Annotated in this window: 25 protein-coding genes; 5 read left to right on the top strand and 20 right to left on the bottom strand. The window is 62.1% G+C overall.

Annotation, left to right across the window (positions count from 1 at the left end):
* Nucleotides 1-161: 161 nt before the first annotated feature.
* Nucleotides 162-1,196, bottom strand: coding sequence for a tRNA lysidine(34) synthetase TilS (gene tilS / locus ACPPVP_RS06560; RefSeq protein ID WP_426532410.1), 1,035 nt, complete (start codon nt 1,194-1,196; stop codon nt 162-164).
* A 50-nt stretch (nt 1,197-1,246) separates the two neighbouring features.
* Nucleotides 1,247-2,398 (bottom strand): tol-pal system protein YbgF, encoded by a 1,152-nt coding sequence (gene ybgF, locus ACPPVP_RS06555; protein ID WP_426532408.1) that lies wholly within the window; start codon nt 2,396-2,398, stop codon nt 1,247-1,249.
* A 215-nt stretch (nt 2,399-2,613) separates the two neighbouring features.
* On the opposite strand from ybgF, the gene ACPPVP_RS06550 reads away from it, so the two are divergent.
* A complete protein-coding gene (locus tag ACPPVP_RS06550) occupies nt 2,614-2,919 on the top strand; it encodes an alpha/beta fold hydrolase (protein ID WP_426532406.1) in 306 nt (101 codons plus the stop codon).
* Nucleotides 2,920-3,039: 120 nt separating this feature from the next.
* Here the strand turns inward: ACPPVP_RS06550 and pal are convergent, their stop codons facing one another.
* From pal to tolQ, 7 genes are all read right to left on the bottom strand, one after another.
* The gene (pal, locus tag ACPPVP_RS06545) at nt 3,040-3,531 is read right to left on the bottom strand and encodes a peptidoglycan-associated lipoprotein Pal (protein ID WP_426532404.1); all 492 of its coding nucleotides are present in this window, start codon (nt 3,529-3,531) and stop codon (nt 3,040-3,042) included.
* 328 nt (nt 3,532-3,859) lie between these two features.
* The gene (locus ACPPVP_RS06540) at nt 3,860-4,600 is read right to left on the bottom strand and encodes an N-acyl amino acid synthase FeeM domain-containing protein (protein ID WP_426532402.1); all 741 of its coding nucleotides are present in this window, start codon (nt 4,598-4,600) and stop codon (nt 3,860-3,862) included.
* Between the two features lie 139 nt (nt 4,601-4,739).
* On the bottom strand, nt 4,740-7,070 hold the full coding sequence (locus ACPPVP_RS06535) for a putative bifunctional diguanylate cyclase/phosphodiesterase (protein ID WP_426532400.1): 2,331 nt from the start codon (nt 7,068-7,070) through the stop codon (nt 4,740-4,742).
* 181 nt (nt 7,071-7,251) lie between these two features.
* Complete coding sequence (gene tolB / locus ACPPVP_RS06530; protein WP_426537699.1) at nt 7,252-8,583, bottom strand: Tol-Pal system beta propeller repeat protein TolB; 1,332 nt, start codon at nt 8,581-8,583, stop codon at nt 7,252-7,254.
* Nucleotides 8,584-8,653: 70 nt separating this feature from the next.
* Nucleotides 8,654-9,601, bottom strand: coding sequence for a cell envelope integrity protein TolA (locus tag ACPPVP_RS06525; protein ID WP_426532398.1), 948 nt, complete (start codon nt 9,599-9,601; stop codon nt 8,654-8,656).
* Between the two features lie 46 nt (nt 9,602-9,647).
* Nucleotides 9,648-10,124: an ExbD/TolR family protein gene (locus tag ACPPVP_RS06520; RefSeq protein WP_426532397.1), complete on the bottom strand. Its 477-nt coding sequence runs from the start codon at nt 10,122-10,124 to the stop codon at nt 9,648-9,650.
* A gap of 34 nt (nt 10,125-10,158) precedes the next feature.
* Nucleotides 10,159-10,872 (bottom strand): protein TolQ, encoded by a 714-nt coding sequence (tolQ, locus tag ACPPVP_RS06515; RefSeq protein ID WP_212419181.1) that lies wholly within the window; start codon nt 10,870-10,872, stop codon nt 10,159-10,161.
* Nucleotides 10,873-12,004: 1,132 nt separating this feature from the next.
* Here tolQ and ACPPVP_RS06510 point away from each other — a divergent pair.
* Entirely contained in the window at nt 12,005-13,270 is a 1,266-nt protein-coding gene (locus ACPPVP_RS06510) for a serine hydrolase domain-containing protein (RefSeq protein WP_426532394.1), read from the top strand.
* Between the two features lie 108 nt (nt 13,271-13,378).
* On the opposite strand, the gene ACPPVP_RS06505 is transcribed toward ACPPVP_RS06510, so the two are convergent.
* Nucleotides 13,379-14,152, bottom strand: coding sequence for a serine O-acetyltransferase (locus ACPPVP_RS06505; protein ID WP_426532392.1), 774 nt, complete (start codon nt 14,150-14,152; stop codon nt 13,379-13,381).
* A gap of 315 nt (nt 14,153-14,467) precedes the next feature.
* On the opposite strand from ACPPVP_RS06505, the gene ACPPVP_RS06500 reads away from it, so the two are divergent.
* Nucleotides 14,468-16,393 carry an AI-2E family transporter gene (locus ACPPVP_RS06500; RefSeq protein WP_426532390.1) on the top strand — a complete coding sequence of 642 codons (1,926 nt, stop codon included), beginning with the start codon at nt 14,468-14,470 and terminating at the stop codon, nt 16,391-16,393.
* A 107-nt stretch (nt 16,394-16,500) separates the two neighbouring features.
* Here the strand turns inward: ACPPVP_RS06500 and ACPPVP_RS06495 are convergent, their stop codons facing one another.
* The gene (locus ACPPVP_RS06495; RefSeq protein WP_426532388.1) at nt 16,501-17,892 is read right to left on the bottom strand and encodes an MFS transporter; all 1,392 of its coding nucleotides are present in this window, start codon (nt 17,890-17,892) and stop codon (nt 16,501-16,503) included.
* Here ACPPVP_RS06495 and ACPPVP_RS06490 point away from each other — a divergent pair.
* Nucleotides 17,873-18,919 (top strand): LysR substrate-binding domain-containing protein, encoded by a 1,047-nt coding sequence (locus tag ACPPVP_RS06490; RefSeq protein WP_426532386.1) that lies wholly within the window; start codon nt 17,873-17,875, stop codon nt 18,917-18,919. The two genes, ACPPVP_RS06495 and ACPPVP_RS06490, sit on opposite strands and share 20 nt — an antisense overlap.
* A gap of 198 nt (nt 18,920-19,117) precedes the next feature.
* Here the strand turns inward: ACPPVP_RS06490 and ACPPVP_RS06485 are convergent, their stop codons facing one another.
* From ACPPVP_RS06485 to ACPPVP_RS06445, 9 genes are all read right to left on the bottom strand, one after another.
* Complete coding sequence (locus tag ACPPVP_RS06485) at nt 19,118-19,594, bottom strand: DUF2852 domain-containing protein (protein WP_426532385.1); 477 nt, start codon at nt 19,592-19,594, stop codon at nt 19,118-19,120.
* Nucleotides 19,595-19,700: 106 nt separating this feature from the next.
* The gene (locus ACPPVP_RS06480; RefSeq protein WP_426532383.1) at nt 19,701-20,414 is read right to left on the bottom strand and encodes a TetR/AcrR family transcriptional regulator; all 714 of its coding nucleotides are present in this window, start codon (nt 20,412-20,414) and stop codon (nt 19,701-19,703) included.
* Nucleotides 20,415-20,536: 122 nt separating this feature from the next.
* The gene (locus tag ACPPVP_RS06475) at nt 20,537-20,902 is read right to left on the bottom strand and encodes a hypothetical protein (protein ID WP_426532381.1); all 366 of its coding nucleotides are present in this window, start codon (nt 20,900-20,902) and stop codon (nt 20,537-20,539) included.
* 80 nt (nt 20,903-20,982) lie between these two features.
* Nucleotides 20,983-21,408 carry a YciI family protein gene (locus ACPPVP_RS06470; protein ID WP_426532379.1) on the bottom strand — a complete coding sequence of 142 codons (426 nt, stop codon included), beginning with the start codon at nt 21,406-21,408 and terminating at the stop codon, nt 20,983-20,985.
* An 87-nt stretch (nt 21,409-21,495) separates the two neighbouring features.
* Nucleotides 21,496-21,912 carry a YciI family protein gene (locus ACPPVP_RS06465; RefSeq protein ID WP_426532377.1) on the bottom strand — a complete coding sequence of 139 codons (417 nt, stop codon included), beginning with the start codon at nt 21,910-21,912 and terminating at the stop codon, nt 21,496-21,498.
* A 146-nt stretch (nt 21,913-22,058) separates the two neighbouring features.
* Nucleotides 22,059-22,427: a nuclear transport factor 2 family protein gene (locus ACPPVP_RS06460; RefSeq protein WP_426532375.1), complete on the bottom strand. Its 369-nt coding sequence runs from the start codon at nt 22,425-22,427 to the stop codon at nt 22,059-22,061.
* A 13-nt stretch (nt 22,428-22,440) separates the two neighbouring features.
* A complete protein-coding gene (locus ACPPVP_RS06455) occupies nt 22,441-23,094 on the bottom strand; it encodes a glutathione S-transferase family protein (protein ID WP_426532373.1) in 654 nt (217 codons plus the stop codon).
* Between the two features lie 71 nt (nt 23,095-23,165).
* Nucleotides 23,166-23,501, bottom strand: a complete 336-nt coding sequence (locus ACPPVP_RS06450; protein WP_426532371.1) for a dihydrofolate reductase family protein — start codon at nt 23,499-23,501, stop codon at nt 23,166-23,168.
* A complete protein-coding gene (locus ACPPVP_RS06445) occupies nt 23,498-23,716 on the bottom strand; it encodes a hypothetical protein (protein WP_426532369.1) in 219 nt (72 codons plus the stop codon). The genes ACPPVP_RS06450 and ACPPVP_RS06445 overlap by 4 nt, the downstream gene beginning before the upstream one ends.
* 112 nt (nt 23,717-23,828) lie before the next feature.
* Here ACPPVP_RS06445 and ACPPVP_RS06440 point away from each other — a divergent pair, with 112 nt between their 5' ends.
* Nucleotides 23,829-24,326: a winged helix-turn-helix transcriptional regulator gene (locus tag ACPPVP_RS06440; protein ID WP_426532367.1), complete on the top strand. Its 498-nt coding sequence runs from the start codon at nt 23,829-23,831 to the stop codon at nt 24,324-24,326.
* Nucleotides 24,327-24,360 lie beyond the last annotated feature (34 nt).

The raw sequence follows: 24,360 nt of genomic DNA, 5'->3' as shown, positions 1-24,360 counted from the left end.
TCTAGGTGGCGCCCGGGTCAATGCCAAGGGAACCACGCAGGACTATTTAACGCACTTTAACGCGATTCCCGGTCAAAAAATGACGCGAAAACCGAGGTTTTTCCGAGGTGGTTAAGGCTCTTGGCGCCGATATTGCGGATATTACGGTATAGTGACGCCTCTCACGCCCGATTACCCCGCCGCGGCGGTGCTGGGTCGACGTGAATTCGCCCCTTCGTCAGGCTGATCGCGGCCCCGGCCAGCGTCTGTTTCAACCGTGCCTGCCGCTCGCCATTGGCAATGGCGCGGTCCAGCACCGCCAGCAGCGCTTCAACCTTGCCGAGTTCCGCAGGCCCTTCGTGACCGGCCCGGTCAATCGCGCGTTTGAGCAGCCGAAGCCGGATCTCCTCGGGCAGACCGGCAAATGCGCCGGCGTCGAATCCGAAGCGTGAGGCATCATCGCGATCTCTCAAGGCGAGATAGCGCTCGGCACCGTCGGCTAGCACTTCGATCGCGGCATTCGCCCGCGCCAGCCTTGTGGCCAGCCGCGCCAGATTTCGGCTGTCGCCGCCCTCCTCGACCAGCGCCGGCATCAACGCGCGCAGCCGAGGCCGCGTGAAATTCATGTCGCGATTGGTCGGGTCGTCGGCAAAGGCGATCTTGGCCTTGCTCAGCGTCGCGACAAGCTGCGATTTCGGAACGTCCAACAACGGCCGCGCCAACCACACGCCCTCGCGCTCGGTCTCGCGCGCCATCGCGGCGAGACCGGCGATGCCGCTGCCGCGCAGTATCCGCATCAACAGCGTCTCGGCCTGGTCGTCGCGGGTATGCGCGGTCAGGACGTGCGTGGCGCCGCTCGCTTGCGCGGCTTTCGCCAACAGCTGATAGCGCGCGGCACGGGCGGCGGCCGGCAAGCCGGTGTTCGGTTTGGCTCCAGTCCAGCGCAGCGTGCGATGGGGCACATCGAGCGTTTGGGCGAGACGCTTGACGTCGCGCGCCTCGCGCGCGGCCTCGCGCCGCAAGCCGTGGTCCACGGTGACGGCGATCAAGCGCGGCCCGCGCGAAAGCGCACGGCGCCAGCGTGCGGCAAGCCACATCAGGGCAAGGGAATCGGGGCCGCCCGAGACCGCAAGCACCAGTGCGGGCGTTGCCTTCCAATGCGCGAACAGATCCTTCGCTTGCTGTACCGAGATCGGCGCGTGGTCGTCGTCAGCCATGGCATTGCCAGTCTATTCGAGACCGGTGGCGGCCTCGACCGGCTTTCGCTTTAGCACTTAACGCGCTTCTGCTCACGATCGACGGCAGCCTTTACGCCGGCCGATGCGCGCGGATATTTCCGCGTCACCTCGCCGAGCGCGGCGCAAGCAGCTTCCTTTTCCTTCAGCGCCGCCAGCGACTGGCCGAGCCGCAGCAGGGCGTCGGGGGCCTTGCCCGACTTGTCGAATTTGGTGGTCACGCCGAGAAAAGCTTCGGCGGAGTCGCGATATTGCTGGCGCTGGAAGTAGCTTTCGCCGAGCCAGTATTGCGCGTCCCCGATCAGCGGATCGTTTGGATATTTCTGCGTGAAGTTCTTCATGGTCTCTTCGGCCAGCGCATAATCCTTGCGCTGCATGTAGCCGATGCCGAGATCGAATTCGTCCTTCGACGTGGCCGAGGGCGGCAGCGTGGTCAGCGCGGCGCTGGCGCCAGGCCCGGGGCCGCGCGGTGGCGGTGCGGCTGCAGCGGGCGGCGGCAAGGCGCCACCGGGATCGCGCGCGCCGCCGAGATTAAGCGGCTCGCCCGGAGCGCGCCCGCCCGGCGCGCCGGCCGCCGCTTCGCTCGACATCGGCATCTGGCCACCGCCGAGCGCGCGCGGCGCACCCGGGGCGTTGGGATTCTGGCTGGGATCGAACGCATCGCCGCGACGACGGCCACCGGCCGGTGGGGCTGCCGGATCCTGTACGATCGGCGCGGGAGCGGCGACCTGTGGCTGCTGGTCGTAGCCGCCTTGGGCCTGCGGATAGCCCTGCTGGCGCGCCCCCTGCTGCGGATAACCTTGTTGCGGATAGCCCTGTTGCCCCTGCGGCGGGCCGGGCTGAACTGCAGGCGGGGCAGCGGCCACGTTGGGCTGCGCCACCGCGGGCTGACCACCCGGCGCGGGCGGTGCGGCGCCAAGCTGGCGCAGCCGATCCTCAAGCTGGCGGTTGCGGTACTGCAGCTCCTCGTTCTGGCCGGTCAGTTGGCGGAGTTGGCTTTCCAGCCGCTGGATCCGCATCTCCATATCGGCGTCGTCGGACTGCGGCTGCCCCTGCGGGTAGCCTTGCTGCTGCTGCGAACGCTCCCATGGGAACGTAATCTGAGCGGACGCGGTCTGCGTGGACAATGCCAGCATCGCGGCAATTGCGGCGGCGCCGGCAGCATTGAAGAATCTGGATGACATTTTGCCCTGACGACGAAGCCTGCGTGTCAAACGAAAGCGGAACACCTGAGTTAGCCAGTACGCCAGAATTGTGACTGGCATTCCGATTCCGTTCGCTTCAGTCCGGTATGGTTTAGTATCTCCTTCAAGACAAGCCATCCGGCCCGACGGACGGATCACAAATCGAGGGAGCTTCGTTCATGTAAGTGACAGGAACGGGGTGCGGCTGTTCTTCGATGTCTAGGGCGCGAAACGCGTGGGCGATCCGCCGTCCGGAGGTGGCGCTGCACTGGTTTGCCAAACCCGACGGCGAGAGCGACAATTTCGACATGTTTCCGGAGCTTGACCGGATCCGGTGTCCGACCCTGGTGACCAGCGGTGAAGACGATCCGATGCACCCGATCGAACGCCAGGTCGATCTCGCTGCCACGTTGCCGCCGCACCTCGTGCAGCTCGAACGCTTCGCCGATTGCGGGCATGGCGTACCCGACGCGCCCAAGCGGGCAATGGCCCTGCTGCGGGAATTTATCCTGCGACGCTAGATTAACTCGTTGTTGAGTTTCGTTAACAAATGCCTGCATCCATTTGGATTGCAACCATAAAGAGCAGTTAAACCGGCGTCTGAAGACGCCGGTTTTGAAACTCTGCGAAAGTCCGAAGGTTCAGGCGCCGGCGTTCAACACCGTGACGGCGCGGCGGTTCTGCGACCAGCAGGAGATATCGTTACAGACCGCCACCGGACGCTCCTTGCCGTAGGAAATGGTGCGCATACGGTTCGCATCGATGCCGCGCGAGGCGAGATAGCTGCGCACCGACTGGGCGCGGCGGGCGCCGAGCGCGATGTTGTATTCGCGGGTGCCGCGCTCGTCGGCATGGCCTTCGATCGTGAACGAGTAGCGGTTGTAGGTCTGCAGCCACTGCGCCTGCTTCTCCAGCGTGGCAATCGCCTGCGGGCTCAGCTCGGTCTGGTCGCTCTCGAAGAACACGCGGTCGCCGACATTGACCACGAAATCCTGCTGACTCCCCGGGGTTGCCGCGCTCGCCATCGCGCCATCGGCGCCGACGTTGTTCTTGGCGCAGGCGCCCATCGACAGCGCCACCGCGACCACCGCCGCCAGCTTCCATCCCTGGAGGAAACGCATCTGATATTTCATTCGGGAGCCTCCAACGCTCACGCTTTTTCGACTGTCATCCGGTCTACAGGTCGATGGTTAAGCGAACGTTCCGTCAACCTTGATGGAACCTTGCCAGACCCGATCAAATGCCGACAAACCGTGAAAAGCGACCGCGATAGTTAATGGTTTGCAAATGTGGCGCGATGGTGAAGGCAAGCGCCTAAAGGGCTGAAATCACCGGAATTTAGGCGTCGGCATGGGGGCAAAAAGGGGCGCCTGCAGACGGATATACGGATATCGAGCCGGTGCGGGGAGAATGCCCCGGCCGAGGGCTGGCCAGGCCCGGCGCCGCTGCGGTTTGGCCGGTTCAGGAACTCGGGACGATCGAGGCAGGCTCGAAGGCGTTAACGACCGCATCGGACGACGAAGGGCGCCCGCTGCTGCGGTCGAAGAGTGTTCGCCGTTCGAAAGCGCTCGAGCGCAGAAACGGATAGCGGGCCAGAACCCTGTCACGCACCGTCGGCAAATGCGCAGCCATCAACCCGACAGGCTTGACGAGGCCCGGATACAATCGCGGCTCGCACCAGGTTTCATGCAGGAACACGCGCCGGTAGAACGCCTGATGCTCGGGACGCACGATCGCCAGTCCATAGTCAGCATTGAAATAGACGCCGGCCATGGAGCCCAACCTGACCGTTACATAGGGAAGCTCAGGAAAATTTCGCGCCCTTTCGGGGTCGGCAACGAAGCGCGTTGAATCGATAATGACCTTCCCCTTGTCAAGTTCGGGGTGGAGGACATCGCCAAACAGCTCAACTGACGGCGACATCCGCCATTCGGACGTCAGCACGCTGACGCGAATTGAGCTGTAGAGCTCGCCTTGAAAATAGACGCCGAAGGTCCAGGCGTTGGGAGCGTCTTCAAATTGATCGATCACGCGCCCGTCGGCCGAAGGCCGGACGGCTCCCTCGCGAAGGTAGGCGCGGTAGCGGAGCCGGTAAATCTCGTCCTTTTCTTCGGAAGTCTGCGCCAACCGATAATCGACTTGATCTAGCGGATCGGGACTCCGTCCCAAGGCCATGGGGCGAGCTTCGGCCGGGGACCTCATACCGTACTCCTAACGCTTCCAAGCAACCTCTGCGAGCGGCTAAACGATTAACAGCTTGTTAACAACATTGCAAAGGCTTCAAGAAGTTAAGGTTACCCCGGGAGGCCCGGATTCTCCCGTATTTTCACGGGGATGGGGGTCAGGCGATCGACCGTGAGGCGACCGGAACCAGCACGCTGTCCGGCGGGCGGCGGCCATGCGAGGCGTTCAGCAACTGGCGGACCCGCACGGCGGGCACCGGCGGGCTGAACAGATAGCCTTGCGCCTCGGTTACCGCGCCATCGGCGCTGATCAATTCAAGCTGCTCGTTGGTCTCGATGCCTTCGACCACCACAGACATTCCGAGGTCGGCCGACAGCCGCGCCACGCCCCGCAGCAGCGTCAGCGGCCGGTCGCTGTCGATCCCCTCCAGGAAGGAGCGGTCGATCTTTACCTTCTGCAGCGGGAAATTATGCAGGTAGCTCAGGCTCGAATAGCCGGTACCGAAGTCGTCGAGCGATATCCGCACGCCGAGTGAATGCAATTGCGACAGCACATCATGTGTCAGCTGCGTGTTGCGCAGCAGCGAGGATTCGGTGATCTCGATCTCGAGCCGGTTGGCCGGCAGGCCTGAGACCTCGAGCGCGTAGCGCACTTCGCTCAGCACGTCGCGCTGATGAAACTGCTGCGGCGAGAAGTTGACCGCGACGCTGACGCCTTCGGGCCATTTCATGCATTCCATGCAGGCCTTGCGCAAAATCCAGCGGCCGAGATCGACGATCAGGCCCATGTCCTCGGCGACCGGGATGATATCGGTCGGCGAGACCGTGCCGCGAACCGGATGATTCCAGCGCAACAGCGCTTCGCAGGTGGATATCCGTCCCGATTTGAGATTGACCAGCGGCTGGAAGAACAGCTCGAACTCCTCGTTGGCCAGCGCCTTGCGCAGGTCCAGTTCGAGGATGCGGCGGGATTCGACCACCTGCGCCATCTCGTCCCGGAAGAAGCAGAAGGTGCCGCGGCCGTCGGCCTTGGCGCGGTACAGCGCCATGTCCGCATTCTTCAACAGCGTATCGGCGCTGACGCCGCGCGAGGTCATGGCGATGCCGATGCTGGCGCCGATCTCGACCAGATGATTGTCGATCTTGTAGCGCTCGCTCAGGCGATCAACGATGCGCCGGGCGAGACCGGCGGCGTCGTCGGCGGAATGGATGTTCTGCTGGAACACCACGAACTCGTCGCCGCCGAACCGCGCCACGAAGTCCTCGGGGCGCAGCATCTCGCGCAACCGTTCGGACACCGCGCACAGCAACTGGTCGCCGCAGGGATGCCCGAGCGTGTCGTTGACCTGCTTGAACTGGTCGAGGTCGACGAACAACAGCGCCGACAATTGTTCGGTGCCCTGCTGTACGGCCAGAAGCCGCCCGATCTCGTCCCGGAAATTGACCCGGTTCGGCAGCGCCGTCAGTTCGTCGTAACGCGCCAGATGACTGATCCGGGCTTCTGCATTGCGGCGTTCGGTAATGTCTTCCAGCAGCACGACCGCGCCGCCGTCGGCCATCGGCTGGAAGGTCCACGACAGCGACCGATTTCTGGTGAAGTCGGGATCAGCGGTCACCACGCCCCTGGCCTGCGAATTCTCGATTTCAGCCAGGATTATCTTGCCGCTCGTCGCCGTGATCGATCCGGCGCCGACACAGGCGGCGATGATGTCGGAAGCCCTCGCGCCGCTTCGCACGAGACCATCGGACAGTTCCATCATTTCGCCGAAGCGATAGTTCATCACCGCAAGCCGGCCGTCGGCGCCAAACATGCACAGGCCATGCGGCATGTTGTTGAGCGCGGTATCGAACTGATCAGCCAGCGCCGCCTCGCGCTCGCGCGCCACGTGGGCTCGAACGAAGATCCGCTGCAAGTCGGTCGAAATCTGCTTCAGCGCCAGAAAAAACACCGCGCTGACGACCGCCATTCCGATGTAATAGGGGGTGCCGCGAAGCGCCAGCGCAATCGCCGTCGGACCGCAGGCGAGTGCGATCTGCACGTGGAAAATCCACGGCCTTCCATAGGTCCGGCCCGCGCCTCCCGCCACATACCCGGTGGTGACGGACACGCAAATCATGTGGGCCACAGGATCATCGCTGCCAAGCAGAGCCACCGTGCACCATAGCCCGAGCGCAACGGCATAGATCATCGCTCCGATCTGATAGCGCACCTCCCAACGGGCGGCTTCATCGGCGGTCAGGACGGATCTGCGGCTGTTGTAGCGGTGCATATCGACGGCGCGGGCGGCGCCGGACAGCACGAGAAAAGCAACGCACGGCCAGAGCAGATCTTGTCCGGTCTTCACGGCGGTCATGGCCGCGGCAAAGGCAACCATCACCGCGCCCGCGAACAGCGGCGCGGGATTTTGGAAAAGCGAATCGATCAGCGCCGAGTACGTTGACGGCGAGACTTTCTGATCCGGCTCTTCGGTTTGACTTGCAAGCTGCATTTTCGGGACGTGCATCCTGTTCGGGTAGGTAGTTTTACCCGCTGCAGATGAAGTCTTTCTGAGGGAATATCGTTACCGAGACGTTGTTTTTTACGTCGCACGGCCAAAATATGCCCGAAAAATCAGCGGGCTAGGCAATGTTTGCCGATTAACGGGCACGGCCTTCTGCCGTCGGGTTCCACTATGACAATAGTGGCGACCATGCCGGGTCGGAGGCAAAACCAGGCGTTGGTACCCGCAATTCGTTGCGACCTGAGATATCGACCGTAAATAGCGACGGTCCGGCGCTGCCGCCGGGCTCGCGGAAGAACATCACGACCCGGCCGTTCGGCGCGAAGGTCGGCCCCTCATTGTGGTAGCCCGAGGTCAGGATCCGCTCGCCCGACCCGTCGGTCTTCATGATGCCGATCGCGAATTGTCCGCCACCCTGCTTGGTGAAGGCGATGTAGTCGCCGCGCGGCGACCACACCGGCGTCGAATAGCTGCCCTCGCCGAACGAGATGCGCTGCGCCCCTCCCCCAGTGGCCGCCATCGTGTAGATCTGCGGCTTGCCGCCGCGGTCGGATTCGAAACAGATGCGGCTGCCATCGGGCGAATAGGACGGCGAGGTGTCGATCGCCGGCGTGTCGGTCAGCCGCGTTGTCGATTTCGAGCGCAGGTCCATCACGAACAGGTTCGAGTTGCCGCCTTGCTGCAGGCTCATGATGATGCGCTGGCCGTCGGGGGAGAAGCGCGGCGAGAACGACATGCCAGGGAAATTGCCCACGATCTCGCGCTGTCCGGTTTCGACGTTGAACAGATAGACGCGCGGATCGCCCTGGCCGAATTCCATATAGGTGATTTCCTGGGTCGACGGCGAGAACCGCGGCGTCAGCACCAGATCGGCGCCCTTGGTCAGGTATCGGACATTGGCGCCGTCTTGATCCATCAAGGCCAGCCGCTTGACGCGACGTTCCTTGGATCCTTGCTCGTCGACGAACACGACGCGGCTGTCGAAATAGCCCTTCTCGCTGGTCGCGCGCTCGTAGATCTGGTCCGAGATGATGTGGGCGATCCGCCGCCAGTATTCCGGCGAGGTCTGGTATTGCTGCCCGGCCATCTGCTGCTGGGTGTTCACGTCCCAGAGACGAAATTCGGCTTTCAGACGGCCGTCGCCCTGCCGGGTCATCCGGCCTGTCACCAGATACAGCGCGCCGATCTGCTTCCAGCTCTGGAACTGAGGCGGATTGTCGGGATTGGTGATGCGCTCGATGAACGCAGCCGGATCGATCGGCGCGAACAGCCCGCTGCGCTTGAGATTGTTGGTGATGACCTGCGCCACGCCGACGCCGACCTCGGCATCGCCGGGCGTGCCCGCCACGAAATTCGGAATCGCGATCGGCTGCGGAACGAACTCACCTTCGGGAATCGGTATCCGCTTCGGTGCTTGCGCGAAGACAGTACGCGCACCGGCGAGCGCACCAAGTGCGGTCATTCCGGAAATGATCTGCCGGCGGCTCGGGCGGAACAACATTGCGGGCAATCCGTCTTTGTCAGTCATCGCTTGGTCTTGCTCATGTGTGAACGCCGGCGGGCGAACGCAATCAGACATTCTTTTCCTTGAACACCGGCGCGAAATATTTCCATTCCTCGTACATCGCTGCCGGCAGATTGTATGGCTGGCATTCGATGATCGCGCGATATGCGCTCTCCTGATAGACCTTCAGGAACGGCGTCGCCGGAACACCTTCCGGCACCGGATTGCCTTCAAGCATGCCGTCGCGCTTCAGGCGGATGTTAAACGCTACTTCGGGTCTCTGCGATTCGATACCGCCATACGGCTTCTTCCAGCAGCGCTCGACCTGACGCTGGAACATCGAGCCCCACGTCGCGGAGTTGTCCGCCGCCGTCCCCTTGGAAAGGCCCAGCGCGGCGTTGGAATTCATGGCTTGGCCGGTCGCGGCCTGACGCGTCGGATCCCGCTTGTCGAGCAGCGCCGCGATCTGGCTCTGGTCGAAATGGCGCTCGACGATCCGCTTTTGCTGCTCGGGCGGCTTCGCCGCCTGCACCGGCTTCGGCGGCGGCGGTTTCTTCTCTTCCTTCTTGAGCGCTTCCGCGATCGGATCGGGCTTCACCGGCTCCGGCTTCTTCTCTACCGGCTTGGGCTCTTCCTTTGGCGGCTCTTCCTTGGGCTTCTCGACTACCTTCGGCGGATCGGGTTTCTTCTCAACGGGCTTTTCCTCGACCTTCGGCTCCGGCTTCGGCGCAGTCTCAGTCACGACGGGCGGCTTCTCGCTGACCTTGCCGACGGCGTCATCGATCGGCTTGGCCTCGGCGACCTTCTCGACCAGCGGCTTCGGGTTGTCCTTTTTGCCGGTCTTGGTGCCGGCCATGACCTTGGCGAGTTGGCTGTCGGAAATGACGTCAACGGGGACGGAATCTTCCGGCGGCATTTCAAGCGCCTTGGTCGAGAACGACAGCATCACCCATCCCAGCACGAGGACGTGCAGGGCGACCGATGCCAGAACCGTCTTGTCGACCTTGACCTTCACTTGATGCTTTCCCGCTCCCTACCAGCCGTCACGATCCGCTGCATGCTCAGGAGCCTCCCTCCGGCACGATCACGATATTCGCCTTGAACCCCGCCTGACGAATATACCCCAAAAGTTTCATCATATCCGTGTAGCAAACGTCTTTATCGCCCCGCAGGTATACCACGCGCTCAGCCTCGGATCGGGTCTCCTTGATCGCCGTTATCTTTGCCAGGAGTTCATTGGCCGGTATCGGCGAGTCCCCGAGGTAGAGTTCGACATTTGAATTGCACGTACCCCCAGTGCGCTTGACCGACAGCGTCAGCGGCGGGGCGTTGGCCTGGATCTGCTTGCCGCCCGAGGCTATCGGGAGATCGATGTCGATGCTCGAGGTCATCAAGGGCGCCGCCACCATGAAGATGATCAGCAGCACCAGCATTACGTCGACCATCGGCGTGACGTTGATCTCCGCCATCACGGCGGCGCGACGGCGGCCGCGGCGTCCACCGCCGCCGCCCGCCGAACCTGCCATGTTCATCGCCATGATCTGGATCTCACGATGCGCTCGTCATTTGCCGTCACGCCCGCTCGTCGATCTGGCGGGACAGGATGGCTGAAAACTCGTCGGCAAAGCCTTCCAGCCGCTGCGCCTGCCGATTCACTTCGGACGTGAACTTGTTGTAGAAAATGGTCGCGGGGATGGCAGCGATAAGACCGATAGCGGTCGCAAACAGCGCCTCCGCGATGCCGGGCGCCACCACGGCCAGTGAAGTGTTTTTCGAAGCCGCAATCGACTGGAAGCTCGACATGATGCCCCAGACGGTTCCGAACAGGCCGACAAAAGGCCCGGCCGAGCCAACGGTCGCCAGCACCAGCAGCCGCCGTTCCAGCCGCTCGACTTCGCGGGCAATGGAAACGTTCATCACCTTCTCGATCCGCATCTGCAGGCCTGCAAAGGAACGTGTCTGGCTCTCGAACGAGCGCTTCCACTCGCGCATGGCGGCAACGAAACACGCCGCCATTGATTGCGTCGGCTTGGCCGACAGCGCGCGATAAAGTTCCTCGATCGACTGGCCCGACCAGAACGCCTGTTCGAAGCGGTCCATGGCGCGCTTGGTGCGACCATAGAGGAAAATCTTGTCGATCGCGATTGCCCAGACCCAGACCGAGCAGGCCAACAACCCCAGCATGACGGTCTTCACGACCCAATGGGCCTGCAGGAACAGGGCGATCAGCGATACGTCGGCGGAGACCAACGGCAGGGCTGCCGGCGCCACGTCGGCGGGATTCATGAGCGGTATCCTCTCAACGCAAGTGTCCCTATTTTCCTCCGGGAGCAAACGGCTGCCGGTTCCCACAGCCGCGCGTCGGGCGCGGCGATATGCGCCAGCGCGAAAGCCGCTCTTGGTGTCGCATGGGGGGCCCGCCGAAAGCCGGGTCCTGCTTCCCCTGCCAACATGTCAAAACGAGGGCTGTCAGCGCGTCATTCCGTCCCTTACCAGACGCTAACCTTGGTTAACTTTAGGTTACCAAAGGGGAATCCCACTGCCGGAAATCGAGGCAGGCCGGGTGGTTACGGCGGCTCGTGGTCGGGTTCCAGGAGCCTGGTATGCCACGGTACGGCCGGTGGCCTTGCCCCTCGAGACGGCCGTTCCACGGTCCCTCAGGATAAGGGGAAGGAGCGAGCCAGATCTCTCCACGTCATTGCGAGCGCAGCGAAGCAATCCATAGCGCGGCAAGCGGAGAGGTGGATTGCTTCGCTGCGCTCGCAATGACGGCTGCACGAGCTTTAGCGTTCTCGCGGCGTATCTCGCCCGAGGTTTGCATCTTCTTTTGCCCTCTCTTCGATTAGAGGGCGCAGGGAAGACCGGGTGCTTGCTGCACCCGCGGTCTCGCGTGCGATTTGCGCAAACAAAACGGCACACGAGCATACAGGGCAGCTGGAGCATTCCGGCCTTCCCTGCGCAATGGCTTTACGGCTTACTTCGTGCTCTTCCCGGAGAACGGCTCTTTTGCCTCCGTCGCCGCGAGAGAAGCGTCGCTTCTCCCGGACTTAGCGCCAGCACCGCGGCGCCCGAACCACACGACTTCGCCGTACGCTCGAGCCACACACGTCAGTCGCAGCTCTCGCGTCCATCGCACCTCACCGCGCGTTCGTGACGATGGCCAACGCCCCTCATCCGCCGTGAGACAAGCGGAGTTATGCAAATGATTTGGTCTGCAAGTTAAGCGGAATATTTTTGCGCGAAGGGCTGGACCGGCTTCTGGGTGATTTGCCCTCCGGGCACGTACAACATCTTGCGACATCGCGACGGATGGATGCCCCGCTCCCGCGCTCGGCTTGTTGCTTCTACGGACGTGATCTACCATGACAGCCTAACCACAATAATCGTGCGGCCTGATCCGCATGCGAGGGAGAACACAATGAAGGCATTCATGACGGCCGTGGCATTTGTTGCCGGCATCGCTGCCAATGCGGCGAATGCTGCACCGCTGCCCGAGGCAAAGCCGGATGACGTTGGATTTTCACAACAAGGCCTCGCTCGCCTGGACGATTTTTTCGCCCGCGAGATCGCCGCCAAACGCGTGCCCGGCGCAGTGGTTGCGATCGCCCGCGACGGAAAGCTCGTGCAGTACAAGGCGTACGGCCAGCTTGATCCGACGAAAGGCACAGCGATGCCGCTGGATGCCGTGTTCGCGCTTGCCTCCATGACCAAGCCGATGGCCGCCGTCGCCGGACTGACACTTATGGAACAGGGCCGCCTGCCACTTCAGGCAAAGGTTGCCGACTACTATCCCGCGTTCGCCGACATGAAGGTCGGCGTCCCGCAGGCGGATGGTACGCTGAAGCTCGAAGCGCAGGATTCACCGATCTACATCCACGACCTTTATCGACACACATCCGGCCTGATGTATGGGGGCCGCCCGGACAGCTCGAGCCCGGTAGCGCGTCAGTACCCGGACGGGACCGCGCCTGCGATCGAGGGCGATACGCAGGCGTTCATCGATCGCATCACGAAGCTGCCGCTGGCGCACCAGCCCGCGACGGTTTTCGAGTACGGCTTCTCGATCGACGTGCTCGGTGCTGTCGTCGAAAAGGTGAGCGAACAGCGGCTTGGTGAATACCTGGCCGGCAATGTGTGGCGGCCGCTCGGCATGAAGGACGCCACGTTCCAACCCACGGAGGCGCAGCGTGCCCGCTTTGCCCGGCCATTTCCCAATGATCCGCTGACAGGCAAACCGCAGGCGATCAAACTTCTCGATATACCCACGAAGTCCGATTGCGGCGGCGCCTGCGCGTTTGCGACCGTGGGCGACTATTTGCGCTTTGGACAAATGCTGCTCAATGGCGGCGAACTCGACGGTCAGCGCATTCTCGGGCCCAAGACCGTGCATCACATGGTCTCCAACCACCTTGGGCCGGAGATCAAGAACAACGTGGCCAACGTGGAGCCGCATCGCGGTGGCTTTGGCTTCGGCCTTGGCGTGGCCGTGCGTACCAGCGAAGGCTTGTCCTCGGTGCCCGGCAATCCCGGCGAGTTCACCTGGAATGGCGCCTATGGCACGCAGTTCTTCTGCGATCCGAAAGAGCGCCTTGTCGTCGTGGTGGGAACGGCGGCGCCCGGCGAACTTCGCAAGTACTATCGCGAGCAGGTCCAGGACATCGTCTACGGCGCCATGGTGCGTTAGATATTACGATGGCGTTGTAGACCGTAGGGTGGGCAAAGGAGCGAAGCGACGTGCCCACCATCTATCCCGATGACGAATGAATGGTGGGCACGCTTCGCTTTGCCCACCCTACGATTCCCATGACGGCATCACCGGCTCCGGGCAGTTGGTCAACCGCGCGGGAACGCCGACTGCGGTGCAGCCTGCGGGCACGTCATGCTCGACGAGCGCGCCGGCCCCAACCTTGGCGAAATCGCCGATGCTGACGCCACCGATGATAGTCGATCCGGCGCTGAGATACACGCCGCGGCCGATTTTCGGTGCGCGGTCCGGCTCTGACTGTTTTCGGCCGATGGTGACGTTCTGCAGGATCGTCGCCTCGTCGCCGATCATGGCGAAGGCGCCGATGATGATGCCGGTGGCGTGATCGAGAAAGACCTGCGTGCCGATCGATGCGGACGGATGAATGGAGACCTGAAGCTGATCGGACGACAGGCTTTGCAACAGCAGCGCGAGATCGTTGCGACGCTGGCGCCACAGCCAGTTGGAGACGCGCCAGGCCTGCAGCGCGACGTAGCCCTTGAAGTTCAACAGCGGCGGCAGCAGCGTCGTCATCGCGGGATCGTGAACGGCGATGCTCTGCAGATCGCGGCTCGCCGCCTCGACCAGATCGGGCGAAGCCGCAAACGCTTCGCCGGCAACACGCGCAAAGCGCTCGCGATCCGCAGGACTCCTGCCGAGCCGCGCACCGATCTGGTGCGCCAGCGCGTGAGCGAAATCGGGATGATCGAGAATGGCTGACGACAGCGCGGCGCCGAATACCGGATCGCGCGCCACCGCGCTTTCAGCTTCACACCGGACCATTCCCCAAACCTGATCGACAGGAATTTCACGCTGATTCATGACAACCGCCCCGGATTGGTGCCGGATCGTAACATATGTCGGCTGTCGAATAACGCCAGACGTCTAGTTCAGCCACTGCATTCCTGGAACAGATGAACACGGGTTCCACCGCACAAGGGTTTCCCTCGAATAGCGCCTTCTGGCTGCAAGCCTTTACCAATTCGCGACTCGAACGGGACCGCAGAATGTGGAACTCAGGTCTCATTTTGCCAACCGGCCGATAAGGTGTCGCTGTCGGAACCAGCTAGTTCGGTGTATGATTGTTTTTGTCGCGAAGGGGAATTCACCCACGTATGGGATGAATGAGCCGCGCCCATGGAAGAGAAGTCTCCTCAGATAAGGTTGGCACAGCCGCGGGGTACCGTGCTGACGAATATGGCCGTCGCAGCGTTGATAATTGCTGCGCTCCATTTCGGTCGCGAAATTTTTGTTCCCTTCGCGTTAGCAGTTCTCTTGAGTTTCGTTTTAGCGCCCTTCGTGATGCGTTTACGCGTTTGGCGAATTCCGCGCACGATTTCTGTGCTGGTAGTCGTCTTCATCGGATTCTCTATCATATTTAGTCTGGGCGGTCTTATGGTTTCGCAGGCGACCCGCCTTGCCGCCAAGCTGCCTGGCTATCAACAAACATTGAGCGACAAGATCGAAAGCCTGCGCGGCTTAATGGGCGGCTCTAGAACATTGGAGCAGGCATCCACAGTTCTCAAGGAATTGAAGACAGAGCTGCAAAATCGAGATACGGCCGGTCGGCCTGTTGACAGCGAACTCACCAGACAGCCGTCAGATAAGCCGATACCGATACCCGTTGAGATAAGGCAACCTGATCCTGGTGCTTTGTCGACGTTTGGCGCAATCATCCAGCCACTGATTTCGCCATTAACGACGACTGGGATCGTCGTCATCTTTGTTGTCTTTGTCCTGCTCCAACGGGAAGACCTGAGAAATCGGCTTGTCCGACTAGCCGGATCAGCGGACATTCAACGGACAACTGCGGCCCTGGACGACGCCGGCAAGCGTCTGAGCAAGCTCTTTCTTACCCAGATCGCGTTCAATGCCGTGTTCGGCCTTGCAATAGGCATAGGTCTTGAATTCATCGGTGTCCCCTCAGCTCCGTTATGGGGTCTGGTCGCGATGATTCTGCGATTTGTACCGTACATCGGTGCATTGATATCTGCGGTATTCCCTCTCATTCTCGCGGCGGCGGTGGGCTCGGGCTGGCAGATGTTGATACTTACGGCGGCATTGTTCGTCGTCCTGGAGCTGCTCGCAGGACAAGTCCTCGAGCCCTTGATTTTTGGGCATAGCTCGGGTCTTTCCCCGGTTGCAATTATCCTGTCAGCGTCATTCTGGACCTGGCTTTGGGGGCCGGTCGGATTGGTGTTGGCGACGCCCCTGACAATTTGTCTCGTCGTCCTTGGGCGGCATATCGATCGCCTTAAATTCCTTGACGTTATGCTTGGCGACCGACCTCCGTTGACGCCGCCGCAACTGGCTTACCAACGAATGCTGGCGGGAGATCCCGTTGAAGCGGTGGAGCAGGCGCACGAATATCTGAATGATGCGTCGCTTGAGAGTTATTACGACGCCATCCTCCTGAAAGGCCTGAGACTCGCGGAGGCCGACCGTCAATTAGGTCACCTCGACGAAGACCGAATAAATCGGGTAGTCTCAACGGTCGAAGAATTGGTCGCTGAGCTGGAGGCACACCATGACGTGGCAGCACCAGAACACAGGTCCCCAGATCTAAGCTCAAGCCCGGGAGCTGCCATCGCACTCGAGCTAACAAGCTCGCGCGACGCCTTGATTCAGGAGCAGCCGACCTCGACGCTTTCGGTCGTTTGCATTCCTGGCGCCGGGCGACTGGACGAGGCGACAGCGCTCGTGTTGGCGCAGCTTCTGCGGAACCGCGGGATGAAGGCAACAGCGGAAAGGGCTGACGCTCTATCAATGTCGAAATTGCTTTCGCTCGAATTGTCGAACACCGCACTTGTATGCGTCTGCTACCTGAGTCAGCCATCCGCCGCCAAGATTCAGCACGCCGTTCGAGGGCTCAGTAGAAGGATTGACGGAACCCGTATCCTGTTCGCTTTGCTAGGGACGGAGGCCGTAGAGCCGGCGGAAAACGCTTCCAATGCGCTGGTAACGGGCGGATCATTCGGTGCCACGTCGGAAGCAATAATCCAGGTGACTTCCGAGCAACCTGTTGATGCCCCGGGTCGGGCTAAGGCAACTGCTACCGCATAAAAAAGAATTTTTTTGCACGTTTGGATTGCGGAGCGTCGCAAACGCGGCCGCCGCTCGTAACCAGCAGCCAAACCAACAATGGGTGGCCTCTTGTTGTTCAGCCGCCGTCACGCGGTCGCGTGCGCGGGCAGCAAGGCGAGCGCCGCGACCAGTCCCGCTACCGATGCAATCGCGGCTACCGAAAACAGCCAGACGTAACTGATCGCCGATCCCTCGGCACCGAGCACCGCGCCGAGAACGGCGATACCGACCGCGAAGCCGGCCTGGCGCATGACGACGGTCACGGCGGATGCCATGCCGGCTTGATCGGGAGGCACGAGCGCGACGACTGCGCCTGACAATTGCGGATGGGCGAGCGCGACACCAAACCCGATGGCGACCATGCCGCAGAAGACCGGAATCATCGGCGGCGCTGCGCCGCCCGACATGAGCGCGATCGCAATGGCGACGTTGCCGGCTGCCACGATTGCAAGCGCCAGGGCGAAATGCAGCCGCCACCCTACCCGGCCGACAAGCCAGCCGCCCAACGGCGGCAGGAACAGCATCGGCAGCGTGGCCGGCAAGAGTGCGATACCGGCCACTTCCGAGGACCAGTTGAAGGCGGCCGCGAAGAACAGCGGCAAATAGACGAGCACCGCCCAATAGCCGACTGAAACAGCGAACAGAAGTATCGCAATTCCGACCACTGCGCGCTGAACGAACACGCCGGGATCGAAGATCGGTTGGTCGCGGCGCCGCTGCTGGGTCACGAATACCGCAAGCAGCAACGTACCCACCGCGATCCCGCCGGCCATGTGCGCAATCGAGGAGCGGCCAAGCAGCAGCGCCTCCACCAGCACAGCCAACGCGGCGGTGAGTAGCATGACACCCGGAATGTCGAGCGGCCGGGGCACCGTATCGCGCACTTCCGCAACCAGCCGCGGCACGCCCCACGCGATCAAGGCGCAGGCCGGCAAGTTGATGAGGAAGATCCAGCGCCAACCCAGCCACGATGAGACAAGGCCGCCGATGGTCGGACCGAGAGACATGGCAATCCCGGACATCACGCCGAACCAGGCGAATGCACGCGTGCGCGCCTGCGGCTGCGCATAGACGGTTGCGATCAGCGCGATGCCGCCGGTTACGGCAAATGCGGCTCCAACACCCTGCAGGGCGCGGGCAGCCCATAACGTCGGTCCATCCCAGGCCATGCCGCATGCCAGAGACGCGAGAGCAAAAATGCCGTTGCCAACCAGCATGGCTCGCCGCCGCCCGTAGCGATCCGCCAACGCCCCCGCAAACAGCAACGCGCCTGAGAACGCCAAACTGTAGGCGTCCATGACCCAGGCATATCCTGCCACGCCGAACCCGAGTTGAAGCGCGACCGCCGGCAAGGCGATGACCACCGCCGTCACGTCAAAATTGGTGAGGAAGGCCCCCAGTCCCAGAAGCAGAGCCGGCATCATGGATTGCGCAGGCCGACCATTGTCGCGGTCGGGCTTGTACGTCGGCTGTGTCATCGGTCGATCTCTGAGCAGTGCGGCACCTACTGGTGCCTTGAGCCGCCGCTGTGGGCCAACGCCAATTGTTCACATCGGCATGAATCTCCTTCATAGTCGCGCCATGCGTGCCCTTCCCCCTTTTGATGGCCTGATCGCGTTCGATGCGGCCTTGCGTCATCGCAGCATGACGCTCGCGGCCGCCGAGTTGGGGCTGACGCAGAGCGCGATCAGCCACCGGCTGAAAAGGCTCGAGGCCTTTGTCGGCGCGCCATTATTGAACCGCACGGGAGTAGGTTTGTTGCCGACGCCGGCCGGCACGACCCTGGCCGAAGGGTTGGGACGGATGCTCGACGAGATGGCAGAGCTACGCGCCCGCTCGCGCGCGACGGTGCAGCCGGCTACCTTAAAGATCGGGCTCGGCTCCGCCCTTGCGAACTACTGGCTGGTCAGGCGTCTGCCGGCGTTTGCGTCCGCTCATCCGGGTGTGGCGATCGAACTCTTGATCATCGAAAGCGATGTGCAGGCGCGCGCGCTCGATCTCGACGTGCAGATCCGATGGATCCCCAAGGCCAGCGCGCGCGCGACCTCGACCCAGCGCCTGCTATTCGACGAAAGGGTTTTCCCGGTTGCGATGCCCTCGCTTCTGCCGCGCGGGCGGCCCTTGAAGGATCCGGGCGTGCTCGGCACCCTGCCGATCCTGCACAAGGGGCAAACTGGCCGCAACGACGGGGCCGAGTGGTCGTGGCCGGTGTGGTTCGAGCGGCTTGGGATCACGGTTGCCGCGCCGGCAGGGCTTCGCTTCGACAATCTCGGTACGGCAATCGCTGCCGCCTTGCAGGGCAGCGGCGTCGTTCTGGGCCGGTCGCTGCTGGTTCACGATGCCATCGCGGAGCAACGACTTTGCCGCGTGGTGCCGTCAAGCTGGGATATGGCGTCCAGCAAAACGCACGTTATCCGTTGGCCTGCAGCCCTCGCCAATGACAAGCGAGTCGCCCTGTTCGTCGCCTGGATTGCAAGGGAGGCGGCGAAAACATCTCTTCAATGAAGCAGCGCCCCCGCCGACTACACATGTCCCAAAAACAAACCGCCCACCTGCTTTCGCAGATGGGCGGCCGTATCGCCATCAGGCATCATGGGGGCATCACGCCTGAGGCTGAACCTCTCTCAACGCGACGCGGGCTTTATTTTTGACGCGTTTTCTTCACGCGAACCGGTACCCACTTCGCTTGAAAACGCTATCCACTCAACCCTGCTGCGGCTGGTCGTTCGGCGGGGTCGGACGCTGCTTGTGCTGCGCCATGAACTGGTCGAACTCTTCCTTGTCCTTGGCGTGACGCAGGCGCTCGAGGAAATTCTTGAACTCGACCTGCTCTTCTTCAAGACGCTGCAGGGTTTCGGTGCGGTACTCGTCGAAGGCGCGGTTGCCGCTCGAAGGCGGACCGAAGCCGAAGCCCCGGCGCTCCATGTGGCCGCGCATCCGCTCCATCTTGTACTGCATCCGCTCCATCTTGTTCTGCCAGCGATCCTGATGACTCCAGCAACCCATTTTTCTGCTCCCTAGTGTGAAAAAGAGAAGGGCAAGGCCGATCGGCCACCAGATGATGAAGCCGAGGATGGTCACGGCGATCCAGCCGGGGTGCCAGGGGCTCTCAAGCATATGCGGGCGATAGTGCTCTTCCGTCGGGCCGCGCCATCGATTGACATCTGCGGTGTAGGCCATTTCCCTCTCCATGACGGCGATCACGCCGTTGTGAATGTAAATAACATTTACATACCTAAACCATCCCACGTTTTTGTCAAGCGGGCGGTTTAACGCACCCGCAAAATTATTTTGGGGTGCCCCAAGGACCAGATGGCGGTACCGGCGGCGGGCCTGACGGTTTCTGATCCGGCGGCCGGCGGTCGGTCGGGAAGCCGAGACCGCGCAGATAAATCAGCACTTCGGCTTCCAGCAGATCCTCGGGCGACATCGGCAATTTGCGCCGCGCCGCGTCGCCGCGGCCGAACAACGAGGCTACGCCATGCGCCATCGACCAGATGTGCAGGGCCATCATCATCGCCGGCGGCCGCGGCATGCCGGGCGGCGCCATCGCCGCAAGCCGTTCGGCGGCCGCGCGGATAATGGCGAAGGCGCGCTCGCTGGCGGCCATCAATGTGGGGTTTAGATCGACCGGAATGCCGGATTCGAACATCGCCGAATAAAACGCGGGCTCGTTGCGGGCAAAGGCCAGATAGGCCTTGCCGACCCGCTCGAACGCCGAGACCGTGTCCGGGCGGCCGTCGTCCCAGGCCTGCGTCAGCAGCGCCTCGAACTGCTCAAAGCCGCGCTGGGCGATCGAGGACAGCAATTCATCGCGATCGCGGAAATGGCGGTAGGGCGCGGCGGGGCTAACGCCCGCCATCCGCGCCGCATCGGCAAAGGTGAAGCCGGCCGCGCCTTTCTCGGCGATCAGGCCGAGCGCCGCCTGCAGCAACGCCTCTTTCAGATTGCCGTGATGATAGCCGCGTTCGCTGCGACGTTGTTCCTTGCGCCAGCTCATGTGAACGGCTTTTACATGAGCTGACTGAAAAGGTCACTTATTTTGAGACCGTTAACTGGCGTTCACCAAGATTAACGGTGTGCGGAGCCGCGCAGGGTCAGGACGGTTCCAATTGCCGGGTTCTAGCCTCCCGGGATCGGGAGAACCGGCATGATCTCGACGCGCTCGCCGGGAAAGATCGCAAAGTGCGGATGGTTCTCGAACAGTTTCGCAGCGGCCTCGTGCGAGCTGGCGCGCACCACGGCGAAGGCGCCCATCTCGTTGGCGATGTCAGCAATACCGTTTGAATCGACCTTCTTGGTCTTGCCGAGCGGGCCACCCATGGCGGCGATCGCCGCTTGGTGCTTTTCGACCCAGGCCTTCCATGCCACGATTCCCTGCTGCTCCCTGGCGCGCCGCTCAGCCTCCGGCAGCGCATTCCAGGCCGCCATGTTCGCACTGGTCTTGCTGCCGAGAAAGACGGCGAGAAACGTATCGTTGGTGCTCATGAGATTTCTCTTCTCTTGCGGTTGACGGATCAGCGATACTTGTTCGATTTGACAGCGTGCGGAGCCCTGTTGCGAAAGACTCACCGCCCCTTGTGGGCACTGCCCTTCTGCAGCTCATCGAAACCTTTGGCCGCCTCGCGCACTTCCTCCGAGAAATCGGCCATTTCCTGCACCTGGCGGATCTCGATGACCTCGTTCGCGGTGGCCGGGCATTTTTTCGCCCAGGCGATCGCCTCCTCGCGCGACTTCACGTCGATCATCCAGTAGCCGCCGAGCACTTCCTTGGCCTCGGTGAAGGGGCCGTCGGTGACGACAGGCTTGCCGGTGGCGAAGGAGACCCGCGCGCCCATCGAGGGCGGATGCAGCCCGTCGAGCGCGATCAGCACGCCGGCCTCTTTCAGCGCCTCGTTGTATTTCATCATCGCCTTGACCCGCTCGGGGTCGAGCTGGACGTCCGGCGGCGCGGTCTCATAACCGAGGGGGATCATCAGCATCATGAATCGCATGGCGGGGTCCTTATTGGGTTGTCGTCATTTCCGGGATGGTCCGAAGAACCAGACCTCAGATGCGCAATTGCGCACTGACGAGGAGCGTTACTTGTTGGCGGCCTGGGACCGCAGCCGCTGTTCCTGCTCGCGCAGTTCGGGGGTAAGGGATTCGCCAAAATCTTCCGCGGCTAACACCTGGCGGATTTCGATCTCGTCGCCGGGGCCGAACGGCGCGCGCTTCATCCAGCCAATCGCTTCGTCGAGCGATTTGGTGTTGATCAGCCAGAAGCCGGCGACGAGATCGCCGGAGAGCGCGAACGGGCCGCGGCTGACACCGCCCTGCCCGCTGCCATACGTGATCCGCGCGCCCTTTGCGGTCGGATGCAGGCCCTCGCCTGCCTCCATCACGCCGGCCTTGACCAGCTCCTCGTTGAACTTCCCCATCGCGGTCAGTAGTTCCGTGCTCGGCATCACGCCGGCTTCCGAATCCTTGCTGGCCTTCACAATCACCATGAATCGCATCGTTATTCTCCGGTTTGATCACTTTGGGCCGGCTACCGTCGCGCCGGCCTTCATCAACAAGACGAGCGGGCTTTTACGCGGCCGACATGTCAGTGAAAATTATTTTTGAGGTAATTGTTCTGCCGCCGCATGAGGGAGTCCGCGGGCTACCCGGGCTGCCTGACGAACGCGCCGTTGTCATAGGCCGCGCCGAAATAGACGTCGATGCGCTTCACTTTGTCGCCCTCGAAGACGAAAAACTCGGTATTGCGGAAAGTCTTTCCGCCTTTGGCGACGCAACGATAGGTCACAAAGGCTTCATCGCCTTCGACGAAAATCCGCTCCAGTTCGTGCCGTTCGATCCAATCGCTGTTTTTCCAGCAACGTTCGAAATAGGTCGGCTTGTCGATCGCATCATCGTAGGGACTGGTGAAGCGGAAATCGCGGCTGAGCGCGTTCTCGACGAACTTGCGATCGTTGGCGAGATAGGCTGCGAAGATCTGGCGGATCGTCTCTGCCCTGCTGGCTTCGGCCATTCAACGCTCCTCCTTAAGGTTCTTTCGGCACCATCTGGAAATACGGCTCCGCCTCCTGCATCACCCGCGCGAAAGAGGGCCGCGCCCTCAGCCGCTCGAAATAGGCGGCGAGATTTTTGTTCGCGTCGCCGAACGGCACCACCATCCTGCCGTAGAACAGCGATGGCGCGGCGGCGCAATCGGCGAGGCCAAACTCCTCGCCCACCGCCCAGCTGCCCTTCGCCAACTGCTGTTCGATCATGGCGTAGGACGTCCGCAACTGCGCGCGGGCTTCCTCGACGCCGTGCGGATCGTGCTTTCCATCAGGCCGCATCCGATCGATCATGATCTTCTGCATCGGCAGATGCACATAGAGATCGTAGAAGCGGTCGTACAGCCGCGTCTGCAGGGCGCGACTGTAATCGTCGGGAATGAACCTGACGGGACCGCGATAGTGGCGATCCAGATATTCGACGATGATGCTCGATTCCGGCACCGTCTCGTTCCGCGCCTCGTCGCGCAGCACCGGAAATTTGCCGATCCCCCACAGCTTCACCAGCGCGGCGCGCTCGGCCGGATTGCCGAGGTCGACGAGGTTCGGCGTGAACGGAATGTCGTTTTCGTACAGCGCAATCAGCGCCTTCCAGCAGTATGAGGCCAGCGGGTGGTAATGCAGCGTCAGTGACATAAAAATCTCCGGTTTTGACGACCTTGCCAGGAAGACGATCGGCATGCGGGCACGCCGACATTTGCTGCGGATTATTGTGCCGCCGCCGGCACGTAGCGCAGGATCACGATGCCGGTCGACATTGACCGGCTGTCGACCAGCTTCAGCTTGCGGTTTTCGCCTGGCTTGAACAGCGGCGTTCCGCCACCGAGAATGACCGGGTTCAACGCGATGCGGAACTCGTCGATCAGGCCGTGCCGGATCAGGCAATCGGCGAGGTCGGCGCTGCCGAACAGGAAAATATCCTTGGCGCTGTCGCGTTTCAGCCTGGCGACGGTCCCGGGGACGTCGGCATTGAACATCTGCGTGTTGTTCCAATCGGATTTCTTCACCGTGCGGGAGAAGACGTATTTCGGCGCGGCATTCATGAAACGGCGACTTCGCCAGCCGCGCCCGGCCAGTGATTTGCCATCAGCTCATAGGTGACGCGGCCGAACAGCAATCCGCCGGCGGCGTTCAACTGCTCGATCGACAATCGCTCCAGTTCCTCGCCCCAGACGTCCAAATGCCAGGAGATATCCCGGTTCGGACCTTCGACGAAACCGTCCAGCGTCATCAGATTCCACATGATCAACCTGGCCATCGCTAGCACTCCCTAACCGATTGCATTTTGCAACTGGTTGTATCCTGAGATAACCGGTGCAATATTGCAAGCAGTTTTTTTGGGGCGCCGACCCGCCCGTCTGGAATCGAACATGACCGACCTCAGCCGCTCCGGCTGCCCGATCAATCTCTCGCTGGAAGTGCTCGGCGACAAATGGAGCCTGCTCATCATCCGCGACATGATGTTCGGCAACCGGCGCCATTTTCGGGAGCTGCTGACGAAGTCCGAGGAAGGCATCTCCTCCAACATTCTCGCCGACCGGCTGAAGACCCTGCTCGACGAAAACATCATCACCCGCGAGGACGATCCCACGCACAAGCAGAAGGGAATCTATTCGCTGACGGAACGGGGCATCGAGCTGCTGCCCGTTCTCGCGCAGATGGCGGCCTGGGGTTACAAATATCTTCCGGTCAGCGAGGAGCTCGGCATCCGCGCGCGGCTGCTCAGCGAGGGCGGCCCGAAGCTATGGGCAGAGTTCATGGACGAGTTGCGCGAAAACCATCTCGGCGTGAAGCGGCGCAGGAAAGCCGGCCCGTCGGTCGGCGAGCGGCTGCAGGCGGCATATGAGAGCGTGGTGCGCCGCAAATAGCTATTGCCGGACTCGATCCAGCCCCGGTACGTCT

The organism is Bradyrhizobium sp. McL0615 (assembly GCF_049993905.1).
In the GTDB taxonomy this organism is placed as follows: Bacteria; Pseudomonadota; Alphaproteobacteria; order Rhizobiales; family Xanthobacteraceae; genus Bradyrhizobium.
The sequence above is the reverse complement of the archived record's forward strand: the minus strand, read 5'-3'. Positions and strand labels throughout refer to the sequence as shown.